The sequence below is a fragment of the Paracoccus nototheniae genome, assembly GCF_004335005.1.
In the GTDB taxonomy this organism is placed as follows: domain Bacteria; phylum Pseudomonadota; class Alphaproteobacteria; order Rhodobacterales; family Rhodobacteraceae; genus Paracoccus; species Paracoccus nototheniae.
The window spans coordinates 1-12,892 of sequence record NZ_RQRT01000087.1 but is presented as its reverse complement, the minus strand read 5'-3'; the positions used below and the strand labels follow the sequence as shown (position 1 = coordinate 12,892).

At 58.0% G+C, this 12,892-nt stretch carries 16 protein-coding genes; 12 read left to right on the top strand and 4 right to left on the bottom strand.

Features of this window, described 5'->3' with window-relative positions; genetic code table 11:
* The 9 genes from EG885_RS19830 to EG885_RS19795 form a co-directional block, all read left to right on the top strand.
* Positions 1-674: glycosyltransferase (locus EG885_RS19830; protein WP_131578094.1), on the top strand; the 674-nt coding region annotated here is incomplete at its 5' end.
* A complete protein-coding gene (locus EG885_RS19825) occupies positions 674-2,032 on the top strand; it encodes a sulfotransferase family protein (protein ID WP_165571231.1) in 1,359 nt (452 codons plus the stop codon). The genes EG885_RS19830 and EG885_RS19825, both read left to right, overlap by 1 nt.
* Positions 2,033-2,429: 397 nt before the next feature.
* On the top strand, positions 2,430-2,606 hold the full coding sequence (locus EG885_RS22870) for a hypothetical protein (protein ID WP_165571230.1): 177 nt from the start codon (positions 2,430-2,432) through the stop codon (positions 2,604-2,606).
* Positions 2,607-2,925: 319 nt separating this feature from the next.
* Positions 2,926-3,996 (top strand): replication initiation protein, encoded by a 1,071-nt coding sequence (locus EG885_RS19820; protein WP_242679763.1) that lies wholly within the window; start codon positions 2,926-2,928, stop codon positions 3,994-3,996.
* A gap of 274 nt (positions 3,997-4,270) precedes the next feature.
* A complete protein-coding gene (locus EG885_RS19815) occupies positions 4,271-4,732 on the top strand; it encodes a hypothetical protein (protein WP_131578090.1) in 462 nt (153 codons plus the stop codon).
* Positions 4,733-4,749: 17 nt separating this feature from the next.
* The gene (locus tag EG885_RS19810) at positions 4,750-6,066 is read left to right on the top strand and encodes a pentapeptide repeat-containing protein (protein WP_165571229.1); all 1,317 of its coding nucleotides are present in this window, start codon (positions 4,750-4,752) and stop codon (positions 6,064-6,066) included.
* 1 nt (position 6,067) lies between these two features.
* Complete coding sequence (locus EG885_RS19805; protein WP_131578086.1) at positions 6,068-6,253, top strand: hypothetical protein; 186 nt, start codon at positions 6,068-6,070, stop codon at positions 6,251-6,253.
* 648 nt (positions 6,254-6,901) lie between these two features.
* Positions 6,902-7,183 carry a head-tail connector protein gene (locus tag EG885_RS19800; RefSeq protein WP_131578084.1) on the top strand — a complete coding sequence of 94 codons (282 nt, stop codon included), beginning with the start codon at positions 6,902-6,904 and terminating at the stop codon, positions 7,181-7,183.
* Entirely contained in the window at positions 7,183-7,644 is a 462-nt protein-coding gene (locus tag EG885_RS19795) for an HK97 gp10 family phage protein (RefSeq protein ID WP_131578083.1), read from the top strand. Before EG885_RS19800 ends, EG885_RS19795 begins: the two co-directional genes overlap by 1 nt.
* A 56-nt stretch (positions 7,645-7,700) precedes the next feature.
* Here the strand turns inward: EG885_RS19795 and EG885_RS19790 are convergent, their stop codons facing one another.
* Genes EG885_RS19790 through EG885_RS23480 form a run of 3 tightly spaced genes read right to left on the bottom strand, consistent with a single transcriptional unit; the run spans position 7,701 to position 8,240 of the window.
* Complete coding sequence (locus tag EG885_RS19790; RefSeq protein WP_131578081.1) at positions 7,701-8,027, bottom strand: type II toxin-antitoxin system PemK/MazF family toxin; 327 nt, start codon at positions 8,025-8,027, stop codon at positions 7,701-7,703.
* Positions 8,024-8,104 (bottom strand): hypothetical protein, encoded by an 81-nt coding sequence (locus EG885_RS23485; RefSeq protein WP_278248498.1) that lies wholly within the window; start codon positions 8,102-8,104, stop codon positions 8,024-8,026. The genes EG885_RS19790 and EG885_RS23485 overlap by 4 nt, the downstream gene beginning before the upstream one ends.
* A gap of 22 nt (positions 8,105-8,126) precedes the next feature.
* Entirely contained in the window at positions 8,127-8,240 is a 114-nt protein-coding gene (locus EG885_RS23480; RefSeq protein WP_278248497.1) for an antitoxin MazE-like protein, read from the bottom strand.
* Positions 8,241-9,083: 843 nt separating this feature from the next.
* Between EG885_RS23480 and EG885_RS19780 the strand changes: the two genes are divergently transcribed.
* The gene (locus tag EG885_RS19780; RefSeq protein ID WP_131578079.1) at positions 9,084-9,362 is read left to right on the top strand and encodes a CopG family ribbon-helix-helix protein; all 279 of its coding nucleotides are present in this window, start codon (positions 9,084-9,086) and stop codon (positions 9,360-9,362) included.
* Complete coding sequence (locus EG885_RS19775; protein ID WP_131578077.1) at positions 9,350-9,643, top strand: type II toxin-antitoxin system RelE/ParE family toxin; 294 nt, start codon at positions 9,350-9,352, stop codon at positions 9,641-9,643. The genes EG885_RS19780 and EG885_RS19775 overlap by 13 nt, the downstream gene beginning before the upstream one ends.
* 146 nt (positions 9,644-9,789) lie before the next feature.
* Here EG885_RS19775 and EG885_RS19770 read toward each other — a convergent pair whose 3' ends face one another.
* Positions 9,790-10,083 carry a chromosome partitioning protein ParB gene (locus EG885_RS19770; protein WP_131578075.1) on the bottom strand — a complete coding sequence of 98 codons (294 nt, stop codon included), beginning with the start codon at positions 10,081-10,083 and terminating at the stop codon, positions 9,790-9,792.
* Positions 10,084-10,304: 221 nt separating this feature from the next.
* Here EG885_RS19770 and EG885_RS19765 point away from each other — a divergent pair.
* Positions 10,305-12,892 (top strand): rhamnan synthesis F family protein (locus tag EG885_RS19765; RefSeq protein ID WP_165571228.1); only part of this gene is annotated, 2,588 nt, incomplete at its 3' end.

The following is a 12,892-nucleotide window of genomic DNA, read 5'->3' as shown; positions in this document are numbered from 1 at the left end:
TGGCGCGTTACGCCGCGCGCTATCCCGACCGCATCCGCAACATCAGCACCGGCGGCAATCTAGGCGTCTCGGCCAATTACCAGCATTGCTTTCGCGAGGCGGCGGGTAATCACGTTGCCATCCTGGAGGGTGATGACTACTGGACCGACCCCGACAAGAACGCCCGCCAAGCCGATTTCTTGGCCAGCCAGCCCGAGGCAGGCGCGGTCTTCTCGCGGATCGAGCTGTTCGACATGGCCAAGAACAGCCACCGCGTGCTGAAACGTCAGAACAACCTGCCACCGCTGGTGACTGGTGACCATTTTGCGCGGAACCAGCACCTAAACCTGATCGTGAACTTTTCGTCGATGATGTTCCGGCGCAGCATCCTGCTGGGCCTGCCCTCGTCGATTTATCATCCGCGCCTGAGCGAGATCGCTCTAGCCTTCTATCTCGACAGGAACGGAAAGATCGGGTTTATCGACAAGGTGATGGGGGTATATCGCCTCAATCCATCCAGCGTTTGGACAGGAGCGGATCAGATGGGACAACTGGAACAGGCGATCGCCACCCGCGCGGGTGCGCTGGCCGTCGCGCGTCCGGTGTATCACGCTGTCATCCGTCAAAGGATGCTGGAGAAACAGCAGCAGCTTCAGGCCCTGCAGACGCCGGCCTTCTTGCGACAGAGTGGATGATGACCGACGCGCCGACCCCGGACCGCCCCGGCAAGGTGGCGGTTATCGTCCTGGGAATGCACCGGTCGGGGACGTCCTCGCTAGCGGGGATGCTGGACGGGCTGGGTTGCCGCGGTCCCGCGACGTTGATGCCAGCGAGCGACACGAATGCCGCAGGCTATTACGAATCGCTGCCGGTGTTCCGGCTGAACGACGCGATCCTGACCGCGCTTGGGTCACGTTGGGACGACTGGCGGCCCCTGCGCCCCGACGTGCATCTGTCGCCCCGCCTGGCCGAGTTTCACGACAAGGCCCGCGCCGTGATCGAGGCGGAATATGGCGACGGGTCGCTGATCTACCTCAAGGACCCGCGCATCAGCATGCTGCTGCCCTTCTGGCGGAGGGTTCTTGAGACGGCTGGCTATCGCTGCGTGCATCTGCACACTCATCGCAGCCCCTCCGAGATCGCCAAATCGCTGCAGCGGCGGGACGAGATCGACCCCGGCATGTCGCTGCTGGCTTGGCTGTCGCAGGTGCTTCAGGCTGAGCGTCACAGCCGCGGACAGGTTCGGCACTTCACCTCCTACGAGATGCTTCTGCGCGATCCTGCCGCCGTGGCCATGGCAGCCGAGACGGCCTTCGGCTTTCCCTGGCCGCGACCGGTCGAGGACGGGGCAGGTCGCGTGAACCGCGCGCTGCGCCATCACGACGACGGCGCGCGCGCGGTGCTGGAGGATGCCCACGTGCCCGGCCTGATCCGCCAGACGCTGGAGATCCTGGAGCGGTGGGCTGCACAAGGCGAACAGGCCGCGGACCACGCCCAGCTGGATGACATCGCCGCCGCCTTTGACGAGGCCGAGGGGCTATTCGCGGGAGCCATGCAGGCCTTGCACAGCCGCTCCGCGCAGCTGCCCCCGACCCGTGCCCGTGAAGAGGCGCTGAAGGCCGAGAAGGCGGTACTCGACGCACGCCTGACCCAAGTGATCAAGGACAAAGCCATGCTGGACGAGCACCTGACCCAGATTACCCAGGCCCGCGAAGAGGCCTTGCGCAACCGCGACGCCGCCCGCCAGGCCCAAGCGGAAGCCGAGGCCCATCAAGCCCGCCAGCTGCAGGAGCTGGACATGCTGACCGACCGCTTGATAGACCGCGACGCCGCCCTGGCCGCGATCCGTCGCGACACGCTGGCGGTGACGAACCGTGCCACGCAGCTTGAGCAGCAGCGCGACGCCGCGCGCCAGCAGCTGGAGCAGTCGCGCAACGAGATCAAGGTTCTGCGCGGCAAGCTGGAGGTGCAACGCCAGGAGTTCCTGTCCAGCACGTCTTGGCGTGTAAGCGCCCCGGTCCGCGCTCTGGGCCGCCTGGTCCGACGGCGCTGATCCGCGCAGCCCCGTCAGACCGCATCCCGTCCGGGGAAGGGCGCATGATTATAATCCCCATCCAAGGCGACCGGCCGCCCGCGCAGCTGCACGGCAATCCTCTCCTTTTTAACGGGGTGTGACCGTAGAACTCACGCGGCCATTTTCGGCTTCATAGATGGTGTAGCCCCGCCGATGGCCGTGTTGAGGGTTTCCTTTCTGTTACAAACGGCAGGCCACTTTCTAGAACACACCCCCCCACAACCCTTGGCTGATCCCCGTCCCCCTCCTCCGTCCGCCGCATAACACCCATTCTCGCGCAGCAGGCAGGGTCAGGGTTGAGTGAAGGGCGTCAGGTCGCCTCACATGCTACTAAATAAAAAACTATTTCAGAGAACCATTCCCAACCGAACTGGCAATGATCGAGGTGGCGCTGAACGAATGGGAACGCAGTGACGATCCGCAGGCCCGGCGCGTGGCACGATGCTATCGCAAGCTCATGCGGGACACCGACAGGGCGATGAAGGCTCTGGAAGAGATGGGCAACCCGTTGAGGAAAGTTGCGCACCCTGTGATCGCGGATCGCCCCCTGTAAGCCACTACTTACTAACAGACTGATAAGTAAGCATTAACTGACCTTCCTGTCTTGCTGGCGGTCGATGCGTGCCCTAACCTCTCAAGAGGTTCGATCCACATCGGCGGGGTCGGGAAACTACATACGAGGCCCTTTTTGCCCCTCCTTCTTCAATCGAAAATGGGCGCAGCCCCTTCTTGTTCTTCTTGTTCTATAGTTCATGGGTCAAAAAAGACAATAATATCAGTATGTTACTTGGTTTAAAGTGGGGTTTGGGGCCGCATAAGTGGGGTTTGGGGCCGCATAAGTGGGGTTTGGGGCCGAAAGAGAGGATTTACAGGTGGGGAAAAACCACTTAATTATTCCACCTGATGAAGTTCTGGGGATGGTCATGGGCAAGACGATTCAGGTTGCGAAAGATCGGGCCTTTGACGAGGCGCAGACAGTAGTCCCGGCAGAGGTCGCACGCGGCGATTACATTAAGAATCCGCCAGGCGCGCAGGCCCTGAAGCTGATGTATCTGTTTATCTCCGTCGCCGGGGGGCGGATGGCGGATGACGTGCCACACCAATTCCGCCTTTCCGAAATCCGAAAAATATCCGGCATGAAAAATCACGACCGCGCCAGCCTTGAACCCTTGATCGCAGATCTTGCCTCTGTGGTGCTGGTTCATGACGACATGGAAAAACAGCGGGTCACGATTAGTGGGATTGTGGACGAGGGGTCGATTGACTACCGCGACGAAAACAGCGGTGATCTTGTGGTGACATGGACCTTCCGGCGCGCCTTTCAGCGTATGGCGGCAGAATCAAACCATTGGGCTATTCTGGACCGCCAAACGATTTTTTCCTTATCCAGCAAATATTCGATCCTGCTTTTCCAACACATCGCCAGCCTGGTGAACCTTCACCATATCGAGGCTAAGACCTTCACTATTCCAGAATTACGGACGCTGTTTGGCATTCCGGCTGGAAAGGTCAAACGATTTGCCGATCTGAATAAGGATGTGCTCACGCTTGCCATCAATGATATCAACCAGCTTTCCCGGCTGAACCTGACTGCAACGCCTAAGAAAATCGGGCGAACGGTCGTCGGTGTCGAAATAAAATGGGCGTCGAAAGAACTGGAAGAGAAAGCAAAGGCCATACGCGAGCTGAAGGGGCACAGCGCCGGCCGCAAAGCTCGCCGCAATGGGACAGCCGAGATAATCGCGGCTGTCTTTCCCGAAACTGGAAGCATCACCTATAGCCCGCATTGGCTGGAAATCAAACGCGCGGCGGGATGCAATGCGGATAACGCCAAGATCGCCACCGACTTCCGGCGGTTCCTGTTGGACAAGGGCATTGCCCGCGACGCTGCTAATATCGAAAAGCTGTTTGGGGACTATTGCCGCAAGGTCGGCAAGGTCTGATCAGTCCCCCCAGGGCCACCACGTGCGCGGGCTGATCCTTCACGTCCCCCCCCTGCCCTACCAGAATCAGAAGTTCCTGGCCCCTCCCGGTCTTAGCAAAACAAGGGTTTTCCTACTCTAGGTCTGCACCTTTAGAAGGGCAGGGGCCGACTTAAGTCGTCGCCGATGACGTCGCCCCCGACATCGCCGATGACGTCCCCGGTGACATGCCTGATGACATTGTCGGCCTGCATTCCTACAGTGCCGCCATCATGTTGCACCCAGGGGGATGATCATGGCCCAGGACACTGCCACTATCGCAATGACGTATACCGAGCTGGCGAAGCGGCTCTCGATCAAGCCAGCCTCGGCTAAGCGGCTTGCGCAGAGGCGCAAGTGGCATCGGGTGGTCGGCAATGACGGAGTGGCGCTTGTCCACGTCCCTAAAAGTGCTGTCCCTGATGACGTCGCCCCGGTCATCACTGATGACGTCGCTGATGACGTCTCCCCCGACAAGTCGCCCCCTGTCACCCCCATTGTCACCCCCGATTTAGAACAGAAAATCGCGCACTTAGAGGGCACAGTTGAGGGACTACGTGGACAGGTCGAAGCAGAGCAACGGCGGGCGGAAGCCGAACGACAACGTGCAGATGCAGCGGAGGCGCGGGTGGCGGACATCGCGTCAGATCGGGAGGCCTGGAAGCGCCAGGCGCAGCGGTCCCTCTGGGCAAAATGGTTTGGCAGCTCTTCAGATTGATCCATGCGCAAATCGAAATGACAAATAAAACAGTGAGAGATGTAGTGTTAGCTGAGCCATCTTATCAGAAAGTGGAAGAACTAGAAGTTCTTCTTAATGCAGAGACAAAAAGAAATTTAAATAAAGACGTCTATCACAGATACCAAAATTTCTGGTATGCCTTAGCTACTATCAAGCAGGACCAGACGTCAAGCGATGCAATTAATCCACATGCTCGGATAGAGAATAGACAAGCATGGAATAGATATATGTGCGGAGATTTGCCTGATAAGGAAAAGGAGATACTTTCTAATAGTCTGAACCTTACAGATAGAGATTTTGATCCATTTACAGAGAGCGATTGGCAAGATCTAGAGGTATGCTTAGAGAAATGCTCTAATAGCTACGCGCTCAAGATATTAAGGGCTTGGAAGAAACCTTCCCAATGCGACAGGCCTATTATTGATTTCAATAATGTTGAATTCGACGCCCGCATTCTCTTTGATGGCTTTATATTTAATGGGATAGCAAAATTCTCAAATTCTTTATTTGCTCGAGAAACTTCTTTTTCTAACGCTTGCTTTCTAAAAAGAGTTGATTTTTCTGAGGTAATATTTAGAGCTCCCGTAGATTTTGAGGGAGCGAAGTTTATGGGGAATGTCGATTATACGAGGGCGCGATTCGATTACAGGGCGAATTTTCAAAATTCAGAATTTAGAAAAACAGTTGTATTCAAAGGGGCGACCTTTAATGATTCTGTTGATTTTTCAAATGCTGAGTTCTCGGGAACTACAAGTTTTCACAAGACTGATTTCAAAAAAATTGCTCCTTTCTTTTTTAATTCTAAGCTTTACGAGGATACAATTCTTTCTACGGAAGAAGGCTTATGGCCAAATACACCTTCAATCAATTCAGAAAATCACGAGAGAGCATATGCTCGGCTCAGAAGGTATATGACTGATATAAAAAAACCTGACGAAGAAATGTTTTTTCATAAATTGGAGATGAGGGAGAAATCTTCTTCGCAAGGCCGTGCTTCATCATTTATGATAAAGGCGTATGACCGTATATCTGTTTTTGGGCAATCGATTTATCGGCCAATGGGTGGCTTGGTAGGATTAATACTATTTGGGGCTATTTTATTTTGGGCGTGCGATAATTCTAAAACGCCGGTAATTGATAGATTAATGTGGTCCATAAGCAATTCAATTCCTTTGGTTAGACTATCCTCAATTGTTAAACCTTCTGATATCTCATCATTTTTACGGCTCTATTCGGTATTTCAATCCATTGGGAGCTCAGTTCTGATATTCCTGACCTTACTAGCAGTCAGGAATAAGTTTAGAATAAAATAGAATGGCCACCGCTCAATGGACCCGCAAAAGGACATTCGAACCAGAGCACGATGACTGGACCGTCCTGCGCGACGGGATGGTCGCCGGCCGCGTGTTTTGGGACGTGACTCAGGGCGGCAGCGGTGCCGAGGTCTGGCGCTGGTCGGTCATCACGACGCCAAGCCGGACAGGATACCCAATGGGCTGACCGCTGCGGCCTCAAGAAGGGCACCCTCGCCAAGCGCCTGCGCAGCGGAATGCCCCTTGCCGAGGCCCTGCGCCGCAACACGCTTTTACTGCCCAAGGCCAAGAGCGACGCGCAGCACGTCTGCCAGCAACAAGGCGAGCGCAGGACAGACGATGTAGAGGGTAATGTTCGTGAGAAGTTTGCGAGACATGAGCGACCTCTGGGACATGAAATACCTCTTAAGCGAGGACTATCCCCAGTATGCCCCGGATCAGATGCCACCGCTAATACAGCATGGCCCGAGACAGCCAGCAAACTCGCAGACCGAGGCGCCCTTTCCGTATCTGGAGAGGGGTTTGAAAGCTGGCAAAATATATCGTTAAACCCAGTCTTCGTGGCGCGAACCCCTACCCAGGACCGGATAAACCATGTCCCCCTTCATGCCGCAGAAGAGCAGTGGAAGTCGTCGATTCAGATCCTGCGCGACGTCCACATGATCTTCTGTTCGGGTTCCTCAAGTCTGGAGGAAACCCGCCGCTCCATCGAACACGACCGGGGGGTGGTCCCCAATTTGCGCCAGTCAGACGGGACCGGCGGGGGGAGGTCTCTGCACGACGTTCCGAATATAACTTTTTCCCCTGCTTCCCCTTTAACGAGTGAGATGACGCCATGAGCGTGACCGTTCCCGAGCTGCGCGCGCAGCTCAATCTTGAGCATGAGCTGGATGACAGCCTGCTGACCCAGAAGATCGAGGCCGCCAGCGCCTATTGCGCCAGCTACATCGGCAAGCCCATCCCCGACCGCTGCCCCGCTGCGATCAAGCAAGGCGTGATGATGCTGGCCGCGTTCTGGTTTGACATTCGCAGCGCGGGCACGACCGGCGGCAACCCGGTGATGGTGCCGATGGGCTGTCACGACCTGTTGCAGGCCCATCGCGCGTGGGCAGTCTGATGACCGACACCCTCATGCAGCAATCTGCCAAGCTGTCCGCGCGCCTGGCGCAGATCCCGGCCGAGATTGTCCAGGCATTGCGGCCCGCCCTGATCCAATCCGCCGAGGATCTGGCGCGCGTGGCGGACGCCCTGGCGCCCGAGGATGAGGGCGATCTGAAAGCCTCCATCACGGTCACCCCGCCCGGCGGCACGACCCCGTCCTATGCCGAGGGCGGCGGGCGGCGGCAGGCATCCGAGAACCAAGCCCTGGTTACGGTAGGATCGCCCCAGGTTCGGCACGGTCACCTGGTCGAGTTCGGCACCAAGCCCCACGCCAACGGCGGGCAATTCGCCGGCACCCAACACCCCGGCACCCCGCCGCGCCCTTTCCTGGCGCCCGCCGCCCGCCTGTCGCTGCCCCGCGCCCGCCGCCGCATCGGCCGGGCGATCGGCTTGGCCAGGGGCGAGATTGGCTTATAGGCGACCGGAGGGCGGAAAAAGGCTGTGAGAGGCTCCTACGGCGCTCTGAGGGCGTCTCAGCCTGCTAATCCGAGAAACAGGGCCAAAGAGCGGCTGACGCTGACCATAGCGACGTCAGCGAGCGACCCGAAGGAAGGACCGATCTTGTCGGCCTTCGCCGTCATGGGCTTGTCCAGCATGATTTGCGACGTGGCCCGCAGGCCGTTTCCGGCATCAGGTTCGACCGTCAGGCGCAGCAGCGGCGCATCCACCAGCGTCGAGGTGACCGGCAGCACCACAATAGACGTCGTGCCGAGGAACTGATCCGACTGGATCATAAGCGCGGGTCGCGGTTTGCTGTAATCGCCCTGCAAGGCGACCGTCACCAGATCCCCGCGCTTCACTGCCAGTTGTTCAGGTCCGTCAGGGCGGCATCCATGAAATCCTGCATGCCGGCATCGGTCAGGTCGGCTTCGGCCACCAGAGCGGCCTGACGGCGGCACTCAGCGGCGAAGCCGGGGCGTCGGGTGTCCGTCCGGCACCCAGATCTGGACAGGGTGCAGTCCAGCGGCCCGCAGAGCCGCCCGGCGCTTCTGGACACGTTCGGAAACTGGCATCGGCATGACGGCCTCCATTCCCGTTACATGTGACATTCCCTGCTTTCCGCTTCAATCCGGCAGCGGAGGGAAGATGGCAGCGGAGGGAAGATGGCAGGAAATGGAAGTGTAAGTTTTACACCACCGCAGCGCGGCGTCCGGGGACGCAACGGCAACCTCATCCATCGCCGATTAGAGAGCTTCAAAACACAGCGCGGAGGCCAAAATGCAATTTTGGTAGACATCGGCCATATCCTGCAACTGCAACACCCCTCTCAAAGCCTCTCATCGGCCCTGGACGCCTACCTGCTGCCGGGGGTGCTGAGGGGCTGTGATGATGGCAGGAAATAGGAGCTGTATGTTCAGTCCTCCTCACGCCGTCTCACACCTCATGTTTTCACGGCTTTGAGGCGTGTTTTGGGTGAAGAACTGAAATCTGCCCTGACAGGCAGGCAAAACCCCTCCTCCCTGCCTTGGGACGGGCGCTGTCGTCAGGGGGTTGCGAGGCGGGCAGGAGCAGGGCGGTCAGTTAGGAACCGGACGCCGCTTCCTGAACCAGCACGAGAGCCATGATGGTAAAAATCCTGCGGGCTGTCAGCAGGCCGAATTGTCATTTCAAATGACAACCTACTAGGCAATCCACTCCGTGCCGCTCCGCTGATTGCCGTGGTCAGGCTGCGCAGCGGACGCTGCGCTGCGAGAGTGTAAAAAATTACACTTCCATTTCCTGCCAATACACTTCCCTCAGACGCCCTACCGGCGGCAGCGCGACCTCGCCCCTACATGGTCGCGCAGTCGAATGGACAGACCTGACCTGATTGCCATATAGTAGCGTAAGGTATTACCTTTTCTGTGGAGAGTCACATGACGTCGGCAACATCCGTCAAGCTCGACGATGACATGAAGGGGCGGGTTCAGCATCTCGCGACGGCGCGCAAGCGCACGTCTCACTGGATCATGCGCGAGGCTATTGCGCAGTATGTCGAGCGCGAAGAAAAGCGCGAGGCGTTCCGTTCTGAGACCCTGAATGCGTGGGCGGAGTTTCAGGAAACCGGTCTGCACGCGACCGCCGAAGAGGTTGATCGATGGCTGGCGAGCTGGGGCACGGACGACGAGCTGCCCGCCCCCGAATGCCACAGGTGATCTTCGCCCCGGCGGCGATCCGGGATCTGCAGCGGTTGCGTGAGTTCCTGCGGCCGAAAAGCGCGGATGCCGCGCAGCGGGCGGGTGCAGCGATCCGGCAGGGGGTGACGATCCTGGGCGCGCATCCACGTCTCGGGAGAACGGTTGAAGACCTTCCCGAAGCGTTCCGGGAATGGCTCATCGACTTCGGCGACAGCGGCTATGTCGCCCGATACCGGATCGACGATGATGCCGTGACAATCCTAGCCATCCGCCATCAGAAAGAAGCGGGATATTCCTGATCCAACCGGATCTTTCCCACAACCCCCGGCTAATCCCGCCCCCTTCCCGTCTTGCCGCATAAAACCGGTTAGACCAATACTGGCGATCCACGCTTTCACTTAGGTTTTTGTCGAGCATGAAGGCAGTATAAAAATACCGGATAAATTCAAAAACCGGATTTGTTTTTGTACAAGGTCCAAGCCTCTTCGATGATGACGCCTTGCTGCACGCCTCTGCGCCTTGCTTCGTTGGCGATATCTTCAGAAATGCCAGGCATGACCTTGGCATGGATTTGTCCGGTCCGGGGACTTGGCTTGCGTCCGCGCGTCCTCTGATGATCTCGCGCCACAAAACCCAGTTCCTCGGCTGCCCTATCGGCCTTTTTGACCGCCTGGACGCTGCGATCCTTTTTGCGGGTCTTCAGCCGGCCAAGGTCGATATTGAATGGCTTGTCCGTCATTTTACTTGTCTCCGACCTGTCGCTGACCCAATTCGGCCATAGCTACCCTCGACTGTTTCGGCAACGTCTGGTGATGCGACGGGCTATTATATATGGGGAGTGTCACACGAGCCGTCGCTACTCTCTTCGATCCTGGTCAAGGGTCCGTCTAGCGAAACCGACGACCTGCGGCCGCCCTCCTCCCCGTCCGAAGCTAAAAGGAGCCCTTACCGGTGCCCGACTTGACCCTGCCCGCCGACCGCAACATCGATGCTTTCGCGCTGATCGTCCATGTCTGGCACCTAGACACGCTGAACGACCTATCCGAGGCCTGTGACAACTATCCTGCCGATGCCGACCGGTTCGTGACCTTTGCCGACAGTCTCTTGCCCGAGGACCGCCAGCGCATCGCCGACTGCTTTGCCGGAGCGCAGCTGGTGGCGGTGCGCAATGTGGGCCAGGATGTCGGCGCGCTTATGCAGTTGATGGACCAGGTGGATCTGGGCCGCTATGGCTTCGTCTGCAAGATCCACTCCAAGAAGGGCCTCAAAATGCCCGAGGTTTGGCGGCGCACGCTGCTAGGAGGCGTGCTGGGGTCACGCCAGCAGGTAGATCAGATCGTCGCGGCATTTCGCGGCGATCCGCAGGTGATGCTGGCGGGCGCGCGGCAGCTGTTCCTCTATGGTCCCGCCTATCTGTGGAAGAACGCCGACGACATCGAGGATCTGGCCGGATCGCTGCTACAGGGGTTCGATTTTCGCAGCCAAGACTGGGGGTTTATCGCAGGCACCTGCTTCTGGATCCGCACCGACATACTGTTGCGGCTCAAGGCGTTGCAGATCGACTGGCAGCCTGGTGCCTATGCCGGTGACGGTACCCCCGTCCATGTGCTGGAGCGGCTGTTCAGCATGCTGGTCGCAATCGATGGCGGTACCGTGCTGCTTAGCGATCAGCGCGACGGGGCCGCCCTGCCACAACGGGTCACCGGCTTTCCGGCGACAATGTCGCGCGAACGCATCCCCATCACCGACACCCTGTCAAAGCTGGAGGCCGCGCACCGCCGCCGCCGTGTACCGATGCGGCGCCGGGTGGCGGTCTTTGCAAGCTACAGCGCCGATGGCGTGCTGCCCCCGCAGGTCCAGCCCTATCTGGAGGGGTTGCGCCCGCTGGTCGAACGCATCGTCGTGGTTTGTGACAACGACCTAGCCCTCGATCAGGTGGCGCGCCTGTCGGGGTTGGCCGACCATGTGATCACCGGGCGGCATGGTGAATACGATTTCGGGTCCTACAAGCGCGGAGAGGCCTGGGCGCGTCAGGCGGGCTGGCTGGACGAGGCCGATAGCCTGATCCTGTGCAACGACAGCTGTTTCGGCCCCGTGGGCAGCTTTGCCCCCATGTTCGAGCGAATGGAGGCGCGGCACCTGGATTTCTGGGGCGCCACTGACAGCCAGCAATTCCACCCGCACCTGCAAAGCTTCTTCGTGGTGCTGAACTGGCATGTGTTCCAGTCGCCAACCTTCAAGATGTTTCTTCAAGGGGTCGTCAAGCAGCCGAACGTCCAGGAAGTCATCATGAAATACGAGATTGGCCTGACCAAAACGCTGTCGGAAGCAGGCTATAGTTGGGGCGCGATGGTAGAGAACCGTCTCAAGGGCGCTCATCCCGTGGACCCAACCTACCGTAATATCTCAGCCTACCCGCAGCGCGCGATAGGAATGGGCCTGCCTTTGGTAAAGGTAAAGGCACTCCGCGAAGCGCGAGGAAACTTCGAAGGCGTGCGAAGCCTTTTGGTTATGCTAAAGGAAAATGCGCCGGTAATTTACGACGCTGCAGCGTCTAATATTGAGATGGCTCGCTATCTAGATGATGATCGCGTGGGATTCTCTGTAATAATGCCTACGCATAACCGCGCGTGGTGTGTATCAGCCGCGATTCGCTCTGTAGTTAACCAGACACATACTAACTTTGAGCTTATCGTTGTCGACGATGGATCAGCAGACGACACTGTTGAAGCCATTAAAAGAGATTTCCAGACAGAGCTGAGCAAGGGTGTTGTCAGGATTATATCACTACAGGAAAATGTAGGGGTTTGCGAAGCGCGCAATATCGGCATCAGCCACGCGCGCAAAGATTGGATTGCCTATGCTGATAGTGATAACCAAGTTAGGCCGGAGTATCTTTCTGTAGTTGCCAGCGCGGTAACGGAAAATCCAAAACGTGACAGTTTCTTCGGCTGGATATTGAACCGTTCGACTGGTGTCACGGTTGGAAATGCCTACAATAGAGCAGATATCCTGAAGGGAAATTATATTGACCTTGGAGCGTTTGTGCACAGGAAGGCTCTTGTCGCCAAATATGGCGGATTTGACCCGAATCTGCGGCGCCTTGTGGATTGGGATCTGATCATCCGATATACGGCGCATAAGCCGCCAATGTTTATTCCGTGTGTTTTTCTTGATTATACCGACAACGAATCCGGGCAGAGCTCCGACCGCATCTCGGTCCGAGAGTCCTTCCTGCGGGCCAAGGTGGCGGTGCACAGCAAGCATTCGCCGCGACCCACTGTCTCGACCGCGATCCTCAGCTACAACCATCAAGAATTCATCGTCGAGGCCATCGAAAGCGCGCTGGAACAGCGCGGCGATTACACGCACGAGATCCTGCTGGCCGATGACGGATCGTCCGACGGGACGGCGCGGATCATGGCGCGTTACGCCGCGCGCTATCCCGACCGCATCCGCAACATCAGCACCGGCGGCAATCTAGGCGTCTCGGCCAATTACCAGCATTGCTTTCGCGAGGCGGCGGGTAATCACGTTGCCATCCTGGA